At 62.9% G+C, this 17,446-nt stretch carries 15 protein-coding genes and 2 tRNA genes; 6 read left to right on the top strand and 11 right to left on the bottom strand.

The genetic code is table 11. The features are described from left to right. Window positions 1-6: 6 nt before the first annotated feature. Complete coding sequence (locus QMY55_RS21075) at window positions 7-690, bottom strand: glutathione S-transferase family protein (RefSeq protein WP_283486059.1); 684 nt, start codon at window positions 688-690, stop codon at window positions 7-9. 137 nt (window positions 691-827) lie between these two features. On the opposite strand from QMY55_RS21075, the gene queC reads away from it, so the two are divergent. Continuing rightward, window positions 828-1,604, top strand: a complete 777-nt coding sequence (queC, locus tag QMY55_RS21070) for a 7-cyano-7-deazaguanine synthase QueC (RefSeq protein WP_283486058.1) — start codon at window positions 828-830, stop codon at window positions 1,602-1,604. Between the two features lie 117 nt (window positions 1,605-1,721). Here the strand turns inward: queC and QMY55_RS21065 are convergent, their stop codons facing one another. Further along, window positions 1,722-1,982 (bottom strand): hypothetical protein, encoded by a 261-nt coding sequence (locus QMY55_RS21065; protein ID WP_283486057.1) that lies wholly within the window; start codon window positions 1,980-1,982, stop codon window positions 1,722-1,724. 19 nt (window positions 1,983-2,001) lie between these two features. After that, entirely contained in the window at window positions 2,002-2,574 is a 573-nt protein-coding gene (locus tag QMY55_RS21060) for a 5-formyltetrahydrofolate cyclo-ligase (RefSeq protein WP_054073811.1), read from the bottom strand. Between the two features lie 15 nt (window positions 2,575-2,589). Here QMY55_RS21060 and QMY55_RS21055 point away from each other — a divergent pair, with 15 nt between their 5' ends. The 3 genes from QMY55_RS21055 (at window position 2,590) to QMY55_RS21045 (ending at window position 7,885) form a co-directional block, all read left to right on the top strand. Beyond that, window positions 2,590-4,569 carry a lytic transglycosylase domain-containing protein gene (locus QMY55_RS21055; protein ID WP_283486056.1) on the top strand — a complete coding sequence of 660 codons (1,980 nt, stop codon included), beginning with the start codon at window positions 2,590-2,592 and terminating at the stop codon, window positions 4,567-4,569. Between the two features lie 351 nt (window positions 4,570-4,920). Then, window positions 4,921-7,113: a TonB-dependent receptor domain-containing protein gene (locus tag QMY55_RS21050; protein WP_283486055.1), complete on the top strand. Its 2,193-nt coding sequence runs from the start codon at window positions 4,921-4,923 to the stop codon at window positions 7,111-7,113. A 208-nt stretch (window positions 7,114-7,321) separates the two neighbouring features. Next, entirely contained in the window at window positions 7,322-7,885 is a 564-nt protein-coding gene (locus tag QMY55_RS21045; RefSeq protein WP_283486054.1) for a DUF4124 domain-containing protein, read from the top strand. A gap of 27 nt (window positions 7,886-7,912) precedes the next feature. On the opposite strand, the gene QMY55_RS21040 is transcribed toward QMY55_RS21045, so the two are convergent. The 3 genes from QMY55_RS21040 to QMY55_RS21030 form a co-directional block, all read right to left on the bottom strand. Then, on the bottom strand, window positions 7,913-8,593 hold the full coding sequence (locus QMY55_RS21040) for a Fe2+-dependent dioxygenase (RefSeq protein ID WP_283486053.1): 681 nt from the start codon (window positions 8,591-8,593) through the stop codon (window positions 7,913-7,915). 187 nt (window positions 8,594-8,780) lie between these two features. Then, window positions 8,781-11,084, bottom strand: coding sequence for a catecholate siderophore receptor Fiu (locus QMY55_RS21035; RefSeq protein WP_283486052.1), 2,304 nt, complete (start codon window positions 11,082-11,084; stop codon window positions 8,781-8,783). Window positions 11,085-11,431: 347 nt separating this feature from the next. After that, the gene (locus tag QMY55_RS21030) at window positions 11,432-11,872 is read right to left on the bottom strand and encodes a MarR family winged helix-turn-helix transcriptional regulator (protein ID WP_283486051.1); all 441 of its coding nucleotides are present in this window, start codon (window positions 11,870-11,872) and stop codon (window positions 11,432-11,434) included. 75 nt (window positions 11,873-11,947) lie between these two features. On the opposite strand from QMY55_RS21030, the gene QMY55_RS21025 reads away from it, so the two are divergent. Then, entirely contained in the window at window positions 11,948-12,736 is a 789-nt protein-coding gene (locus QMY55_RS21025) for a siderophore-interacting protein (RefSeq protein ID WP_283486050.1), read from the top strand. Between the two features lie 16 nt (window positions 12,737-12,752). Here the strand turns inward: QMY55_RS21025 and QMY55_RS21020 are convergent, their stop codons facing one another. From QMY55_RS21020 to QMY55_RS21000, 5 genes are all read right to left on the bottom strand, one after another. After that, window positions 12,753-13,703, bottom strand: coding sequence for an MBL fold metallo-hydrolase (locus QMY55_RS21020; RefSeq protein WP_283486049.1), 951 nt, complete (start codon window positions 13,701-13,703; stop codon window positions 12,753-12,755). Between the two features lie 85 nt (window positions 13,704-13,788). Further along, window positions 13,789-14,226, bottom strand: coding sequence for a bacteriohemerythrin (locus QMY55_RS21015; RefSeq protein WP_283486048.1), 438 nt, complete (start codon window positions 14,224-14,226; stop codon window positions 13,789-13,791). Between the two features lie 186 nt (window positions 14,227-14,412). Next, window positions 14,413-14,487, bottom strand: a tRNA-Val gene (locus QMY55_RS21010). A 6-nt stretch (window positions 14,488-14,493) separates the two neighbouring features. Continuing rightward, window positions 14,494-14,568: transfer RNA gene (locus QMY55_RS21005), tRNA-Val, on the bottom strand. Window positions 14,569-14,650: 82 nt separating this feature from the next. Continuing rightward, window positions 14,651-16,357 carry an AMP-binding protein gene (locus tag QMY55_RS21000; protein WP_283486047.1) on the bottom strand — a complete coding sequence of 569 codons (1,707 nt, stop codon included), beginning with the start codon at window positions 16,355-16,357 and terminating at the stop codon, window positions 14,651-14,653. Between the two features lie 169 nt (window positions 16,358-16,526). Between QMY55_RS21000 and QMY55_RS20995 the strand changes: the two genes are divergently transcribed. After that, window positions 16,527-17,435, top strand: a complete 909-nt coding sequence (locus tag QMY55_RS20995) for an alpha/beta fold hydrolase (protein ID WP_283486046.1) — start codon at window positions 16,527-16,529, stop codon at window positions 17,433-17,435. Window positions 17,436-17,446 lie beyond the last annotated feature (11 nt).

Here is a 17,446-nt window from a genome sequence, read left to right as displayed (position 1 = left end):
GCGTATTCAGCGATGCTGGCGATAGGGCTCCTCGAACTGCAGAAAGTCCTGCTCGGCCAGCGCCGCCTGAATCCATTCCTGGGTCGAGGGCAGTTGCGTGACGCGCTGCACATAGTCGCGCACGACGGTCGAGGTCGGCAGGCCGTAGCTGTTGAGGCGCATGCAGACCGGCGCAAAGAATGCATCGGCGATGCTGAACTGGCCGAACAGCATGGGGCCGCTGGCGGCCGTGAGCAGCGGCGTCCAGAGCTCTTCAAGCTGCTGGACATCGCTGCGCAGATCGGCATGCTCGGCCCAGAGCCGGGCCCCGGTCTCCTGCAACTGGGCTTCGATATTCATGGGGCAGAAGCTGCGCAGCGCGCCAAAGCCGCTATGCATCTGCGCCACCAGGCTGCGCGCGTGGGCGCGCTGGGCTACGGTCTGCGGCCACAGATGCTTGTCGGGAAAGCGCTCGGCCAGATATTCGCAGATGGCCAGGCTGTCCCAGATGACCAGACTCTCATCGGCCAGCAGCGGAACCTTGCCAGTGGGGGCGAGGGCCAGCGTCTGCAGCTTGAAGCTGGAGTTGGGGGCAAAGCTGTCGAAGCGCAGTGTGACCTCTTCGAAGCTGATGCCGCTTTGGCGCATCAGCACCCAGGGGCGCATGGACCAGGACGAGTAATTCTTGTTGCCGATATAGAGCTTGAGCATGGTGGACCTTTGCTGTCTTGACTTGCTGCACAGATTAGCAAGCCTGCCAGCCGCTCAATGTAGGCGTATCTGCGTATCGCACAAGCAATGCAGGGACAAGAGCAGGGGCGCGGCGCAGGTGATGTAATCGCAGGCCTATGGCAAATACTTCCACTTCTTCTGCAAACGCGGCCGCTCAGGTGGCCGCACAGGTTGCCGGTGCCGGTCACCACAAGGGCGCGCTGGTGCTGTTCTCGGGTGGCCAGGATTCGACCACCTGCCTGGCCCAGGCCCTGTCCATGTTCGAACGTGTGGAGACGCTGGGCTTTGACTACGGCCAGCGCCACAGTGTGGAGATGGCGGTGCGCGCCGGTGTGCGCGAGCAACTGGCCGAGCGCTTTCCGCAATGGGCGCCGCGTCTGGGCGAGGATCATGTGCTGTCGCTCGATGTGCTCAAACAGATTGGCGGCTCGTCCCTGACCGACGATGTGGCGTTTGCCATGCAGGCCGACGGCCTGCCCAATACTTTTGTGCCGGGCCGCAATCTGCTGTTCCTGACGCTGGCCGGCGCACTGGCCTATCGCCGTGGTCTGACGGTGATCGTCACCGGCGTCTGCGAGACCGATTACTCGGGCTACCCCGATTGCCGCGACGACACCATGAAGGCCCAGCAGCTGGCGCTAAACCTGGGCCTGGAGCGCCGCATGCGTATCGATACGCCGCTGATGTGGCTGGACAAGGCCCAGACCTGGCAACTGGCCCAGGATCTGGGCGGCAGCGAGCTGGTGGAGCTGATCCGCACCGAGACCCATACCTGCTACCAGGGCACGCGCGATGCGCTGCATGACTGGGGCTATGGCTGCGGCAGCTGCCCGGCCTGCGAGCTGCGTGCATCGGGCTGGCGCAACTGGCGCGCCAGCCAGTCGGCGCAGTGAAATTGATAGCTGCTTTCGCTCAATAAAAAAGGACTTCATGCTAGTAAAGCAATGAAGTCCTTTGATGGATTGCGGTAAATGCTCCTCAATGAGGAGCGTTTTTGCGATAAACCCGATTCAGGTGCTGGGGCGCGTGGCGCTCTGCCCGGCCTGAATCTGCGCCGTCATCTGGCTGAGCCAGGCATGGCTTTCCGGCAGGTCAAACAGAAAGTCCCAGATCGCATCGTGCTGGCTGGGCGTCAGACTGAGCGGGCCATGGCGGCGCATATGGGACTGCAGGCGCTGCACCTCGGCGCGCGTCAGCGGCTGCTGCATGACGGTCAGGGGAGGGCGCGCGCGGTAGCGGCGCTGGGGAATGTTCTTGCTCGGGCGACTCATGGCAAAGCGATGTAAGGGTTCAGACGGGCCAGACCACGCCGTTGTCGTTGAGGATGGCGTCCAGCGGCAGGTCATGCGCCTCGGGCTGGAAGTCATCGACATAGCCATTGGTGTAGCCCAGGCCCACGGTAAACGGGCGCGGGCTCAGCTCGGCCAGCGTGCGGTCATAGAAGCCGCCGCCATAGCCCAGGCGGTAGCCGCCGGCGGCATAGCCTACGCAGGGGACAAACAGCAGCGTGGGCACCAGCAGTTCGGTATCCTTGGGCTTGGGAATGCCATAGGCGTCCTCCTCCATGGGGCAACCGGGGTACCAGGCGTGAAAACTCAGCGTCTTGCGCTGTTTGTCTATCACTGGCAGCCCGATTCTGCGCCGTTGTGGAGTACCCTGTAGCTCGCCGTCTTCCTTCCAGCGATGCAGGGCTGGCAGCGGATCGAATTCACCCTTGATGGGCCAGTAGGCGCCAATCACGGTATCGGGCCGCTCCATCAGCCAAAAGCGCATCACCTGCTGCAGCGCATCGGCGCGTTGCAGGCGATCTGGAAGGTTGAGGCGCAGTTCAATCAACTTGCGGCGTAACGCTGCTTTGTCCATCGGATAATTTCCTCCATGCACTGGCTGAAGATTTTGACACCGCTTTGTGCGGCTTCCCTGCTGACTGTAGCTGCTCCGTTTGCGCAGGCACAAAACTCGGGCGATGCCGTGTTGCTGGACATGCAAAAAGCATTCCGTGCACGCAACCAGCAGGCGCTGACCCAGCTCCTGCCCCAGGCCAGCGGCCACCCCCTCGAACCTTGGGCCGCATACTGGGAACTCAAGAACCGCCTGGAAACGGCGTCGCCCGATGAAATTCAGGGCTTTTTGACGCGCTACGCCGGCACCTATCAGGAGGACCGCCTGCGCAATGACTGGCTGCTGCTGCTGGGCAAGCAGCGCGATTGGGGCACTTTCGCCCAGGTCTATCCCAAGTTCCGCATGCGCGACGACAAGTCCGTCACCTGCTATGCGCTGCTCGCCGATGCGCTGCAAGGCCGCGGCGCGCCCAATGTGGGCCAGCAGGTGCGCGATCTGTGGATGGCGCAAAAAGATGCCGACGACGGCTGCACCACGGCCGCCGGTCAGATGTATGCGAGCAAGCTGATCACCGATGCCGATGTCTGGCGCCGGGCCCGCGTGGCGGCGGAAAACAACCGCCAGAAGGCGACCCGCGATGCGGTCGCCATCGTGGCCCCCGAGGCGGCAGACCAGGTGGCGCAGGTGTTTGCCTCGCCCGCCAAATATCTGGCCGGGCAGAGCAAGGCGCGCGGCCGCGAGCGTAAGGAACTGGCCCTGCTGGCGCTGATCCGCATGGCGGCCAGCGACCCCGATGCAGCGGCCTCGCAGATCGAAGGCGGCTGGGGCGCCCAGCTCAGTGGCGAGGAGCGCAACTGGGCCTGGGCCGTGGCCGGCAAGCAGGCGGCCTTCAAGCTCTCGCCCGATGCCCACACCTATTTCAACAAGGTCCGCCGCAACGAAGACCTGAGCGACGACCTGCTGGGCTGGAAGACCCGCGCCGCGCTGCGAGCCGGTGACTGGAAGTCCGTGCGCCGTGCCGTGGATGCCATGGGCCCCGAGCGCACCGATGCCACCTGGGCCTACTGGAAGGCCAAGGCCATGCTGGCAGGACGCCCGAGCGCCGAGGAAAAGGCCGAAGCCCGTCAGCTGCTGGAAGACACGGCCGGCACGGGCAGCTTCTACGAACAGCTGGCACTGGAGGAAATCGGCCAGCGCGTCGCCGTGCCACCTGCACCTGCGCCTCTGACGGCCCAGGAAAAGGCCGCCGCACGCGCCAACCCTGGCCTGCAGCGCGGCCTCTATGCCATCAGCATCGGTCTGCGCAGCGAGGGCGTGCGCGAGTGGAACTATTCGACCAATCTGCATCAGCCCGGCGGCCTGCAGGACCGCGAGCTGTATGCGGCGGCCGATCTGGCCTGCGAGCGCCAGGTCTGGGACCGCTGCATCAACACCAGCGAGCGCACCAAGACCTTTGCCGACTGGAACCAGCGCTTTCCCATGCCCTACCATGACACGGTGCTGAACAAGTCGCGCAATATCGGGCTGGACCCGGCCTATGTCTATGGCCTGATCCGCCAGGAAAGCCGCTTCATCATGGATGCGCGCTCGGGCGTGGGCGCTTCGGGCCTGATGCAGGTCATGCCTGCTACGGCGCGCTGGACGGCGCGCAAGATCGGCATGACGGACTTCACGCCCGGCATGCTCAACGACCGCGACACCAATATCACCATCGGCACCTCGTATCTCAAGCTGGCTCTGGACGACTTTGAGGGTTCGATGGCGCTGGCCGCTGCCGGTTACAACGCCGGCCCGGGCCGTCCACGCAACTGGCGCAACGGCCCCACGCTGGATGCCGCCATCTGGGCCGAAAACGTGCCATTCAGCGAAACCCGCGACTATGTGAAGAAGGTGCTGTCCAACACCACCAGCTATGCGGCGCTGATCACCGGCCAGCCGCAGTCGCTCAAGAGCCGCCTGGGCACGATTGGCCCGCGTCCGGCCAACGATCCCGAGACCATGAAGGACTTGCCATAAGCGGCAGCTGTCGTGAGTTGAGTACTCACTGATTCATAGCTGAAAGCGCTCGCCCTGAAAGGGGTTGAGCGCTTTTTTCATGGAATTTTCTGAAGGATGCAAAAGCCTCGCGCGTCATAACACGTGCTCTTTCTGTAGGCGAATAACCTACAAAGTTAAGGCAAATGAGATTGGTTTTCGTTTACATAAATACATAATTGCAACCGTCAAAGCCCATACATCCAAATATATCTACGGCTTTGTCTCCCCAGGCTGGCGCAGCAGCCGCAGCGCATACGCAGGCCCCACGGGCCGACGCACATCTCTCTCACCTTTTCAAAGCGGCCCCAGCAACTGGGGTCAGGAGTCATCATGTCCAACGCAGCGACACGTCGCATCCATTGGCTTGCCCCCATGGGCCAACCCCGCCTGCTGGCATTGGCCGCAGCAGCGCTCTGTGCCAGCACCGGCACTTTGGCTCAGGCCAAGGAATCCACCATGGAGGAGGTGGTGGTTTCCGCCAGCGGCTTCGAGCAGGAACTCAAGGACGCGCCCGCATCGATCTCCGTCGTCACGCGCAAGGAGCTGGAGACCCGGAATTTCCGCGATCTGGCCGAAGCCCTGCAGGGCGTGGAAGGCATCGATGTGATGGGCGGCACGGGCAAGACCGGCGGCCTCGATATCAGCATCCGCGGCATGCCCAGCGACTACACGCTGATCCTGATCGACGGCCGCCGCCAGAACGTGGCCGGCGACGTGACGCCCAACGGCTTTGGCGCGGCATTGACGAGCTTCATGCCGCCGCTCTCGGCCATCGAGCGCATCGAAGTCATTCGCGGCCCCATGTCCACGCTCTACGGCTCGGACGCCATGGGCGGCGTGGTCAACATCATCACGCGCAAGGTCGGCAAGGAATGGGGCGGCGAAGTCAGCGTGGGCATGGGCCTGCCGCAGGACAGCGAGTGGGGCAACCAGTACAAGGGTAGCTTCTACATCAACGGCCCCATCAAGCAGGACTTGCTGGGGCTGGCCGTGCGCGGCAGCACTTTCAGCCGCGATGCTTCGGACTGGGTGCTGGCACCGGGCGCTGCCCAGCCTGCGCAGGCGCGCAACCCCGCTCCCGCGCAAAGCCGCCAGCACAGCCTGGGTGCCAAGCTGACGCTGACGCCCAACCGTTATCACGACCTCTGGCTGGATGTGGACCAGGCCCGCAGCTGGTACAACAACGAAGACGGGCGTCTGGGCAGCCGCGATGCGGTCATTACCGACCCCAGCAAGTTCCCCGGCTACCGCGATGCGCTGCGCTTCAACCGCGATCAGCTCAGCATCGGTCACACCAGCCGCCTGGGCTTTGGTACGCTGGAAAGCAGCCTGATGCATACCGAGACCGAGACCATCGGCCGCACCATTCCCGGCGCCTCGGTGCCAAAGGGCGACCCGCGCGCTGGCGCCGATCGCGAGCTCAAGACCACCAATCTGGTGCTGGACACCAAGCTGGTCGCCCCCGTGGGAGAGGCGCATATGGTCACCGTGGGTGGCCAGCTCTGGGATGCCAAGCTCAAGGACGGCATGCTGCCGCAAAGCCACAAGCAGACCATGTGGTCGCTGTTTGCCGAAGACGAATGGCGTCTGGCCCAGGGCCTGACGGCCACGTTGGGCGGCCGCTATGACCACCACGATGCCTTTGGCGGCCAGTTCAGCCCGCGTGCCTATATGGTCTGGGACGCGACGACGAACTGGACCTTCAAGGGCGGCGTAAGCCAGGGCTTCAAGGCCCCGCGCCTGAACCAGTTGATCGACGGCGTCAGCGGCGTCACCGGCCAGGGCCAGACCATCAGCATCGGCAACCCCAATCTCAAGCCCGAAACCAGCACCAATGTGGAGCTGTCGGCCCTGTTCGACAACAAGGCGGGCTGGACCAGCTCGGCCACCTTCTTCCATAACGATGTCAAGGACAAGATCGCCTCGGGCGGCTCCTGCCTGACATCGGCCATCTCCAGCTGCGCGTTCAACCCCACGGCCGATTACTCCATCAATGTGGACAAGGCCAAGACCTGGGGTCTGGAGCTGAGCAGCCGCGCCCAGCTGGCCAAGGATTGGGCGGTCAAGGCCGGCTACACCTGGACCAACAGCGAGGTGATCGAGGAAGGCCGCAAGAACGGCCAGCTGGCCAACACCGCCAAGCACATCGCCAATGTGCAGCTGGACTGGACGCCAAGCGGTCAGTGGCGCTTGTGGGCGCGCGGCGAATACCGTGGCAAGAGCCCGCGCTTCAGCGGCTCCTACGACAAGCTGAGCGCCGCCAACAAGGCCGTCTACGACGCCGTGGGCGATATCAAGGGCTATGCGCTGTTCCATCTGGGCGGCAGCTACCAGGTCAACAAGAACCTGAGCATCAACGCCAGCATCTTCAATCTGTTCGACAAGGACTTCCGCAAGTACCAGCAGGTCAGCGTCAACGGCACGCCGACCTGGGTGAACAGCTACTTCCAGGGCGGCTCCTCGGTGTCGGGCGTGACCCAGGCCGGTCGTACCTTCTGGATCACGGCGAATATGAAGTTCTGAAGCTGAGCGTCTGACGACGCCGTGAACTTCCAAATCAGGAGCTGCCAGCGCAGTTGAATCAAGGATTTCAGTATTTTTAATGCCTGAATCCGATGAGGAAAAGGCGCTGGCAGCTTCTTTTTTTATATGATCTAGCGATTGTCACATTTGTTTACAAATAGCGAGTCTGCAGCTTGCAGGCCGCTCCTGGACCAGAGGGAACGTCGCAATGTCAGCAGCAAGAGGCCGCGTGCTCATCGCCACACTGGGACTGGCCTGGGCCGGTGTCCTGGCGGCGCAGCCCGTCTACAAATGGGTGGATGCGCAGGGGCAGACGCATTACGGCTCGCAATTGCCGCCGCAGCAGGCCGATGCATCGCAGGTCAAGGTATCGCCCAATAGCAGCTCGGGCGCAGGCGCCGGACGGTTTGGCGAGCAGCGTAATCCCGACGGCACCAGGAAGCTGCCCAAGGATGCGCAGGAGATGGCCGATGGTCTGACCCAGGGCCTGAGAAAGGTTGATGGGAAGGAAGTGGCACTGAACTGCGCGCTGGCGGTGGACAACATCCGCAGCCAGATCGAGACCATGCTGGACAACGGCCGGAAAAACCTCAAGGGCGGCTATATCACCCAGGCCCAGTACGACAGCACGACGGGCCATTTTGTGAAGCTGCGCTCCCAGGCCACGGTCAGCGACTGCAAGGCGGCCACGGGCCGCTCGCGCGATATGTACCAATGCATGACCAGCATGCACAACCATCTGGTCGGCTGCGCCGAAAAGCACAGGCCCTGAGCACCAGTCTCAGCGTCAGGCCCGGGCTCAGGTCTCGGCCCACATGCGCAGCAGATTGTGATAGTGGCCGGTCAGGCTCACGGTTTCCTCGGTTTCGCCGAATTTTGCGCGCAGGCCCGTGATGGCCTGGTCCATCTCGAACAGCAGGGCCCGGCGTGCATCGTCGCGCACCATGCTCTGAGTCCAGAAGAAGGAGCAGACCCGCTCGCCGCGTGTGACGGGTTCGACCCGGTGCAGGCTGGTGGAGGGGTAGAGGATGAGATCGCCCGCAGGCAACTTGACCTCGTGCGTGCCATAGCTGTCCACCACGACCAGTTCGCCGCCCTCGTAGTCCTCGGGTTCGCAGAGAAACAGCGTGCAGGACACATCGGTGCGCAGCCACTGCTCGGAGCCTGCGACGCGGCGTGCCGCGCCGTCCACATGCAGGCCGTAGGTTTCGCTGTCGCTATAGCGGTTGAACAGCGGCGGCATGGTGCGCGCGGGCAAGGCAGCGCTGAAGAACAGCGGGTTGGCAGCCAGCGCCTGCAAGATGATGCGGCCCTGCTCCTGGGCCACGGGCGAGTGCTCGGGCAGCTGCCGGTTGCGCTTGACCTGGGCGCCCTGGCTGCCCACGGTGGCGCGGCCGTCGACCCAGTCGGCGGCATCAATGGCGGCACGCATGCTGGCAACCTGCTCGCGGCTCAGGACATTGGGGATATGCAGCATCATTTTTTGAATTTCCTCGGACGGGAAAGCCCCGCAGTTGCGGGGCTGAAAGCGTAAAAAGAGGGCGCAGCCTTCAAGCTGGCATGGCCCAAGCCAGAGACATCAAGCAAGGGCCGCCCCGCAGCGAAGATGTCGTCCCCCTCCTGAAAGAGAGGGGGAAGCGACGCAGTCGCTCAGGGGGTGTTTCCTCTTAAAACCTGAAATTGGCCGTCAGACGAGCCGAGCGTGCAATACCGGGGAAGTAGCGGTAGCCACTCTTGTTGATGGCTGCCACATAATCCTTGTCGAACAGATTGAAGACATTGAGCTGGATGTCCAGATTCTTGTTCACGCGGTAGCTGGCCATGGCATCGAACACCCAGTAGGAGTCCGTGTGGTTGGGCGTGCCCACGGCACCGTCCGTGCCGCGCTTGAGGCCGCCCGCATAGCGTGCGCCGCCGCCGACTGTCAGGCCGAAGGGCAACTGGTAGGTGCTCCACAGGCTGAAGGCGTTCTTGGGCGTATAGGTCAGGCCGTTGCTGGCGTCGGCTGCCACCAGGGCGCCGGTGTCGACCTTGGTGTTCTGCACGGTATAGCCCGCGCTCACGCCCCAGGCCTTGTTGATCTGGCCGATGACGCCCAGCTCCAGGCCCTGCACGATCTTCTTGCCGGTCTGGCCCACGGTGCCGTCGGAGTTGGTGACGATTTCATTGGTCACCTCGGTACGGAACAGCGCGCCGCTGAGCATCAGATTCTTTTCCGCCAGCTCCCATTTGCTGCCCAGTTCCAGCGTCTTGGCCTTCTGCGGGTCCATATTGGGGTTGGCGGCATTGTTCACTGCGGCCGACAGCGCAAAGTTGCTGCCGCCCGGCGGCTGCTGCGAGAGCGCGTAGTTCAGGTAGACGCTGCCATTGGGCGCGGGCTTGTAGAGCAGGCCGGCCTTCCAGCTCAGCAAGGTGCCGGATTTGCTCAGGCCGTCCGATGTGGTGGGCACCACGGTGCCCACGGGGTTGCTGCCACAGGGCTGGGTGGTCGAGGTGGCCGTGCAGGCCGCCATGGCGTTGTACGAGGTCTTGTAGCGGTCCAGGCGCAGGCCCAGATTGGCTTGCCACTGGTCGTTGAACTTCAGCGTATCGAAGGCATACAGCGCCACGGTGTCGGTCTTGCCCTTGCTGTCGGCGCCGTTGCGCTGGTAGTCAGGCAGCAAGATGCTGGAGTCCGCCTTGTAGACGCTGACCGCGGGCACCGTGCCCTTGGTGGCCAGGCCGTAATTGGTCTGTTCCTCGCGCGTCAGCTCCAGGCCCAGGCTCAGATCATGCTGCACGCTGCCGGTGGCAAGGCTGGTGCTCAGATTGGTCTGGTTGGTCAGGATGCGGTTGACCTGATCCTTGGTGTTGATGAGGCGCGACATGGCCCAGGTGGACGGATCGTTGGCATTGGGCGTGACCAGTTGGGTGCTGCCGGCCATGAAGGCGGTCAGCAGATAGTCCTGCTTGGTCTCGCCCCAGCGCGTGGTGTTGCGCAGCTTGGTGGTGGCGGAGAAATCATGCTCCACCTTCAGCGTGGCCATGGTGGCCGTCACATCGTCGTGATCCGAGGCCGTGCCGTAGAAGTTCTTGCTGTTGACGCGCGCCGCGCCGCTCAGATAGCCGCGCTTGGCGGGGTCCGGCGAGGTGTAGCCGGGCAGGCCCATGGTCAGCACGCCGCCGTCGGGCACATTGCTCTGCTTGATATGCAGCAGGTTCACGAACACGCGGGTGGGCGAGTTCAGGCCGAAGGCAAACGAGGGCGCAATGCCCCAGCGGTTGTTCTCGATGCCGTTGCGGCCCGCCACATTGGCGTCCTGCGCCATGGCGTTTAGGCGCACGGCCGTGCCGGTCTCGGCATTGACGACGCGATTGAGGTCGATGCTGGCACGCTTGTAGCTTGCCGAACCCAGGCCCAGCGAGCCGCCGAAGCTGTTGTTCAGATTGGCCTGCTTGCTCACCAGATTGATAGCGCCGGTGGGGGCGCTACGGCCATAGTCGGTGCCGGCCGGGCCCTTGGTGACTTCGACCTGATCGATATTGAACATATCGCGCGAGATCGAGCCGATGTCGCGCACGCCGTCCACATAAATGCTGCTGGAGCTGTCGAAGCCGCGCATATAGACGGCGTCGCCCGTGCTGGTGTTGCCGTTCTCGCCTGCGTAGAAGGTGCCGGCGCCGGGCACATTGCGCAGCGCCTCGGTCAGCGTGGTCGCGCCTTGCTCCTGCAGCAGCTGCTCCTTGATGACGTTGACGGTCTGCGTGGTGTTGACCAGCGGCTGGGTGAACTTGGGCGAGGACAGCTGGCCCGGTGTGTAGGCCGACTCGGCCGCTTCTTCGACCTTGACTTCCTTGAGCGTGGTTTCGGTCTGGGCCTGGGCAGACAAGCTCAGAGTGGCCAGGGCGGCGCAGGCGACGAGACCGGCGGAAGAGGGCAGGCGGGCCGCGGAATGCTTGCGGCTTTGGATATAGGTGTTGGAGTGAGCCATGTTGACAGGACAAAGGATGAAGACAGGTGGCTGGCATGAGCGGGCTGTCTGCACTGGCGTGCCTCCGAAAGCGTCTGATGACGGTTCGGACAAAGTCCTGGCTGGCTAGGCGTACTCAGAAGTACGTCGGTATTGAATGATAATGATTCTTAATAATTCTTTGCAAAAATTTACGGCGATGCATTGAATTTGTTGTCGTCGTACGACATGCGCATGTGGCCGATAGGGCGCTCAAGACTGCATTGATGAGAGCGGTTGGCGCTTGCCAAGCAATGGTTTCAAGAGGTTTTAGGGTTGAAACCAATAATTGAGCCGCGTGGCAAGCTATTGATTCATGAGCGTCTGCCTCAATCCGAAGCCCTGGCACTGCTCAGAGCCTGCTGCAGCAGCGCGCGCAGCTGCGCTTGCTCGGCGGCGGGAAAGTCCTGCAGCAGCTCCTGGGCAATCTGCTCGCGCCGGGCGCGCAGGCTGTCGAACAACTGCTGCCCCTGGGCGCTGAGCTGCAGGCAGCGCACGCGCTTGTCGGCCTCGCTGGCCGAGCGCTCGAGCCAGCCCCTGTCCTGCAGCTGGGCCAGCATGCGCGCCATCTGGGCCTTGTCGGTATGGCTGTGCTCGACCAGTTCCTTTTGCGTGATGCCGGGGTGGCGGCCGGTGTGCATGAGGATGCGGAATTCGTTGAAGGTCAGCCCCGGTTGCACCGCTTCAAGCGACTCAAGCAGGCGCGCGCGAAACAGGTGAAGCAGGTCGTGCAGCAGCTCGAACACGTCGGCGGAGATGGATGAACTCATGGTGGGAAAGGTTTTTGTTGACTAAGTCAACTTATTAATGAATATTTGGTGGACTTTATCAACTTATTGAAAAACATGTCCAACACCGAGACAGCCGCCATCATGCAACGTGTACGTCACGAATTCCGCTCCCGCCATGTGCAATTGTTGGCACGTGAGCAGATCAGCCCCGGCTTTATCCGCCTGACCGTCGGCGGCCCTGAGCTGCAGGGCTTTGTCAGCGCCGGCTTTGACGACCACACCAAGCTCATCCTGCCCCAGGCCGGGCTGGACAAGCCCAATCTGCCGCAGATGGTCGACGGCCGCCCGCATATCGAGGGCGAGCGTCCGGACATGCGCGACTACACCCCGATCAACCATGACGCGGCGCGCAATACCTTGCAGCTTGAATTTGCCGAGCACGGCACAGGCCCTGCCGTGGAATGGGCGCGCAGCGCGCCCCTGGGTCAGTGGCTGGGTCTGGCCGGGCCGCGGGGCAGCCTGGTGATCGAGGCGGATCTGGACTGGCATGTGTTGCTGGGCGATGAGTCAGCCATGCCGGCCATCGAGCGCCGTCTGGCCGAGCTGCCCGCTGGCAGTCGTGCCATCGTGCGGGTGCAGGCCCAGCCGGCCGACCAGCGTGCCTGGCGCAGCGCTGCCGCGCTGGATTTGCAGTGGGTGACCTCGCTGACCGATGCGGCCGATGATCTGCAACTGCCCGAGGGCGACGGTTTTGTCTGGGCAGCCGGCGAAAGCCGTGTCATGGCGGATCTGCGCAAGCGCATTCTGGCCAAGCCCGGTGCCAACCCCAAGCGCATGCGCATTGCCGCGTACTGGAAGCAGGGCGAAACCGCTTTTCACGAAGACCTGGGCGCCAACAGCTGATGAGGGCTTGCGTAAGTCAGAGGTTGAGCAGCAAGGGGCTTTGCCCCTCTCTGGGTTGCAGGCTGGCCGCCTTGCTGGTCACTAGCGCATCCACCAGCGACTGCTGCCATTGGGCCTGGGTCTGTTCGCCAAAGTAACGCTGGTGCAACACGCCAAAGTAAGGCGTGTTCTGCAGCCACTGGCCCAGATCCTGCAGGCTGATCTGTTGCCATTCCAGCAGCTTGTATTTGAGCAGCACCTTGGCCGCATAGCTGGCATGGCGCAGCGGGGACTGCACAAAGCCGTCCAGGCGCTTGCGCGCAATGGCCAAGGCAGTCTCCACATCACTGAACAGGCTGCCGTGGCCGGGGATGACGGTCAGAGGCTTGAGCTGCTCTATGCAGTCCAGCGTGGCAGCGACTTCGTCAAAGGCCTGCAGGCCTTCGATTTCGGGGAAGACCACACCAAAGCCGTTTTCCCACAGCGCATCGGCAGAGATCAGCGTGCGGCTGTCGGGCTCGAACAGAATCACCGAATGCGGATCATGCCCCGGGGCGGCGTGGATTTGCCAGTCGCGGCCTGACAGACGCACGCTGCTGCCGGGTTGCAGCACGCCGGTGATGGCAAAGCGCGGACATTCCTGCCCGGTGGGCGCGTAGCTGAGGGCTGACTCGTTCCAGTGGCGTACATCGTCGGCCTGGCCCGGCGCAATCCAGGTCTGCACCTGTGGATAAGCGGCTTGCAGAGCTGCGTTGCCGCCGCAATGGTCGCTGTGCAGATGGGTGTTGAGAATGCGTGCCAGCGGCTGACCCTGCAGCGTCTCGGCAACCAGCGCCAGGGTCTGCTCGGAGTGGGTGACATAGCCCGTATCCACCACGGCTGCGCCTTCGGCATCGCCGGCTGCTGCGGCAAATACGATGTTGTTGGCTGACAGCCAGCCGCGCTCCAGCACGGTCAGGCCAGGCGGCAAAAAAGGCGCTTCGGTCATCGGGCTTGTCTCTTCTTGATTGGTTTTTGCTGGTTGCAAGACTAGCAGAGGCCCGGTGCAAGCACTGTCTTCTCGGTCTGGTGCCCTAAGTCTGCAGGTTGCGGCGTATCACCACGGGCTTGCCGCCAAAGCGCTGCTTGCTCATCCAGTGCGCCAGGGCCGAATCCAGATGGGTGGCGTGACCGGGGAACCACTCTGACAGCGCACGCACCAGATCGTGGCAAAGCGCCACATTGCCCTGATCCAGCTTTTCACGGACTTCGGCCACGGACTTGAGTACGGCCGCATGCTCGTCGATATGGCAGTCGCGCGGCGGGAAGGAGGTGCCGAGCATCCACTGGTCTTCTTCGGCAAAGTGGTGCTGCAGATGGGTTTGCATGGCTTGCAGCAGACTGGGCAGCTCGCTGTCTTCGGCGGTTTGCAGCAGGGCAATCAGCTGCACGAACTCCTGGTGCAACTCGTCCATGGGCCCATGGCCCATGAGCAAATGGTCTCCCCAGACCAGGGTGGCGGTGTGGCTCATGGCAGTGTCTTCTGGTGAATGCGGCGCCGTGTGCGCAGCTTGTCTTCGAAGACCATTGTGCAAACCGGGGGACAGCCGGCATCCTGCAAAAGGAGGAGGTCGATTGGAGCCCTGCCCATTTTTTGGGGCCTGCTGCCGTTCAGGCAAAGAAAAAGCCTCTTGAACCGGAATTCAAGAGGCTTTGTCTGGTGCGCGATACATGGATCGAACATGTGACCCCTGCCGTGTGAAGGCAGTGCTCTACCGCTGAGCTAATCGCGCAATAACTGGTGGGTGATACATGGATCGAACATGTGACCCCTGCCGTGTGAAGGCAGTGCTCTACCGCTGAGCTAATCACCCCGAAGACCGTTATTCTAGCAGCAAGTTTTTGGGTGCCTCGGGAAAACTCGTAATTTTTTTGAAATTTCTCGGATCTGTTCTATCAAGACTGGGCTTTGTCCCGCAGTTCCCGGCGTAGGATCTTGCCCACATTGGTCTTGGGCAGCTCGTCGCGGAACTCGATGAAGCGCGGGCGTTTGTAGCCGGTCAGTTGCTCCTGGCAGTAGCGCAGCACGCGGTCTTCGGTCAGTGACGGGTCGCTGCGCACCACATAGACCTTGATGGCTTCGCCCTGGCGATCGTCGTGCACGCCCACGGCCGCGCATTCGAGCACGCCGGGGCACAGGGAGATGACGTTTTCCAGCTCGTTGGGATAGACGTTGAAGCCGCTGACCACCATCATGTCTTTTTTGCGGTCGATGATGCGGGCATAGCCGTCGTCGCCCAGCACGCCGATATCGCCGGTGCGCATATAGCCGTCGGCCGTGAAGGCCTTGGCGGTTTCTGCCGGCTGGTTGTAGTAGCCGAGCATGACATTGGGGCCTTTGATGCAGAGCTCGCCGGCATCACCCTGCGGGACATCCTGGCCCTCGTCATCCTTGATGGCGACCGAGATGCTGGGCAGCGGCAAGCCGATGGAGCCTGTGAACTGCCGGTTGGTGACGGGGTTGTTGGTGCCTATGGCGCAGGTTTCGCTCATGCCCCAGCCTTCGATCATGGCGCAGCCAGTGACCTGCTGCCACTGGCGCGCCGTGCCTTCCGAAGCCGCCATGCCGCCAGCCTGCGAGATGAACAGCTGCGAGAAATCGAGCTGGCGGAAATCGGGGTTGTTGAGCAGCGCATTGAACAAGGTATTCACTGCCGGCAGGATATGAAAGGGGCGCTTCTTGAGCACCTTGACGAACTTGGGGATGTCGCGCGGATTGGGAATCAGGCTCAGGCTGGCGCCCAGGCGCATGGCAAACAGGCTCACCGTGAGCGCGAAGATGTGATACAGCGGCAGCGCGGCCACGATATGGGTCTCTTCGGCCTTGACCCGGCCATCGAGTGCGGGCGTGAACCAGCTATGTGCTTGCAGCGTGGCGGCCACGATATTGCGATGGGTCAGCACCGCGCCTTTGGACAGGCCCGTGGTGCCGCCCGTGTATTGCAGAAAAGCCGTCGAATCGAGGGTGGCATTGCTGGGCGCGAGTTGGAGGTCTGCTCCGGCGGCCAGGGCCTTGTTGAATGGTGTGACCTGGCGCTGTTCGCTACCTGATCCCAAAGGTAAATCAAAGGCCGGTACCATCTTGGCCAGATGGCGCACGGCGAAGGTGATCCAGCTGCCGTAGAGACCGCCCAGCAGGTCGCCCATGCCCGTCAGGCAGATATGCCGAATGGCGGTGCGCTCCAGCACCTGGGCCAGGGTATGGGCAAAGTTTTCCAGAATGATGATGGCGGTGGCGCCCGAATCCTTGAGTTGATGCTCGAGCTCCCGGGCCGTGTATAGCGGATTGACATTCACGCAGGTGAATCCCGCGCGCAGCACGCCTGCCATGCTGACGGCAAACTGCGGCACATTGGGCAGCATGATGGCCACGCGGGCACCGGGCTCCAGATTCAGGCTTTGCAGCCAGGCCCCCAATTGCTTCGATAGCCGGTCCAGTTCGGCATAGCTCATCCAGCGGTCCATGCAGACCGAGAACGGACGTTCGCCATGCTGGGTGAAAGACTCTTCTAGCAAATGCACCAGTGAGCGGTATTGCCCGGGATGCACTTCATGCGGCACATTGGGTGGATAGTTCTGGAACCAGGGTGCAGCGATTTCCATAGCGGAACCTTGAAGTGGCGCCTTGATACCGAAGAGTTGAGGCGCAGGTTGAGAGAAGTGTGCCTAGCGGTGCTGTGCGGCAGATTCTGGGCAAGCTCCGTGCAGGGGTCTACCGGGGCTTGTCCTAGGCGAAATCGCGCGCAATGAACGTACGAAGGAGTGGCAGGCGGTGAATATCTGGTTTTGGCGCTTCGTGGTGCTGACCCATCTGGCTGCTGCCCTGCTGTGGTGTGGCTTCTGGGGGGAGAGCAGGCCTTGGCTGGCCGCAGCAGGTGTCGCTGCACTGGCCTGCGGAGCGGGAGCGCAACTGGGCCTGCAGATGCTGTTGATGCGCCATGTGCTGCGCAGCCGCCGGTTGCCAAGGCCGGCAACGGGTGTGGTGCTGCGTGCCTGGCTGGCGGAGTGGCGGTTTTCACTGCGGATATTCGGCTGGCGCATACCGTTTCGCTCTCAAGCCGAGGCCGACTTCTGCCCGGTTCAGCCCCAAGGGCAGGTCGGCGTGGTGCTGGTGCATGGCTATTTCTGCAGCCGTGCGGTGTGGAACCCATGGCTCAGAAAGCTGAAGGCGCGTGATATTGCCTGTGCAGCGATGACGCTGGAGCCCGCGCACGGGCATCCGGTTGATGCCATGGTGGCGAACCTGCATCGCTGCGTGCAGCAGATGGCGCGGCAGACGGGGCGGGCACCGCTGCTGGTGGCGCACAGCATGGGGGGGCTGGTGGTGAGGGCCTGGCTCAAGACCTTGACTGCCGGTCAGCGCTCGCAATATGCGGCCCATGTGGTGACCGTGGCCACGCCCCATGGCGGAACATGGCTGGCGCGGTTTGCCCACCGCCTGCCTGCACGCGATATGCGCGAGGCCGGTGACTGGCTGCAGGCACTGGGGCCTTTACCTGCCGATGTTTCCATGAGCTGCTGGTGCAGCAGCAGCGACAACATCGTGTTCCCGCCGACGCTGGCGACGATGGAGGGCGCGCAGCTGCACCAGGTGGAGGATGCTGCGCATATGCAGCTGCTGTTTGACGAACGGGTCTGGAAGCACTGCCTGCAGCTGCGGCAGCAGTTGCAGCAGTCGTAGTTTCTGCTTGG

Source organism: Comamonas resistens (assembly GCF_030064165.1).
GTDB lineage: Bacteria > Pseudomonadota > Gammaproteobacteria > Burkholderiales > Burkholderiaceae_C > Comamonas > Comamonas resistens.
Note: the sequence above shows the minus strand (reverse complement) of the source record. Positions and strands in the feature narration are given on the sequence as shown.

Coding starts and splice junctions, on each gene's coding strand:
- QMY55_RS21075 (WP_283486059.1), bottom strand. CDS start 690: ATGCTCAAGCTCTATATCGGCAACAAGAATTACTCGTCCTGGTCCATG.
- queC (WP_283486058.1), top strand. CDS start 828: ATGGCAAATACTTCCACTTCTTCTGCAAACGCGGCCGCTCAGGTGGCC.
- QMY55_RS21065 (WP_283486057.1), bottom strand. CDS start 1,982: ATGAGTCGCCCGAGCAAGAACATTCCCCAGCGCCGCTACCGCGCGCGC.
- QMY55_RS21060 (WP_054073811.1), bottom strand. CDS start 2,574: ATGGACAAAGCAGCGTTACGCCGCAAGTTGATTGAACTGCGCCTCAAC.
- QMY55_RS21055 (WP_283486056.1), top strand. CDS start 2,590: ATGCACTGGCTGAAGATTTTGACACCGCTTTGTGCGGCTTCCCTGCTG.
- QMY55_RS21050 (WP_283486055.1), top strand. CDS start 4,921: ATGTCCAACGCAGCGACACGTCGCATCCATTGGCTTGCCCCCATGGGC.
- QMY55_RS21045 (WP_283486054.1), top strand. CDS start 7,322: ATGTCAGCAGCAAGAGGCCGCGTGCTCATCGCCACACTGGGACTGGCC.
- QMY55_RS21040 (WP_283486053.1), bottom strand. CDS start 8,593: ATGATGCTGCATATCCCCAATGTCCTGAGCCGCGAGCAGGTTGCCAGC.
- QMY55_RS21035 (WP_283486052.1), bottom strand. CDS start 11,084: ATGGCTCACTCCAACACCTATATCCAAAGCCGCAAGCATTCCGCGGCC.
- QMY55_RS21030 (WP_283486051.1), bottom strand. CDS start 11,872: ATGAGTTCATCCATCTCCGCCGACGTGTTCGAGCTGCTGCACGACCTG.
- QMY55_RS21025 (WP_283486050.1), top strand. CDS start 11,948: ATGTCCAACACCGAGACAGCCGCCATCATGCAACGTGTACGTCACGAA.
- QMY55_RS21020 (WP_283486049.1), bottom strand. CDS start 13,703: ATGACCGAAGCGCCTTTTTTGCCGCCTGGCCTGACCGTGCTGGAGCGC.
- QMY55_RS21015 (WP_283486048.1), bottom strand. CDS start 14,226: ATGAGCCACACCGCCACCCTGGTCTGGGGAGACCATTTGCTCATGGGC.
- QMY55_RS21000 (WP_283486047.1), bottom strand. CDS start 16,357: ATGGAAATCGCTGCACCCTGGTTCCAGAACTATCCACCCAATGTGCCG.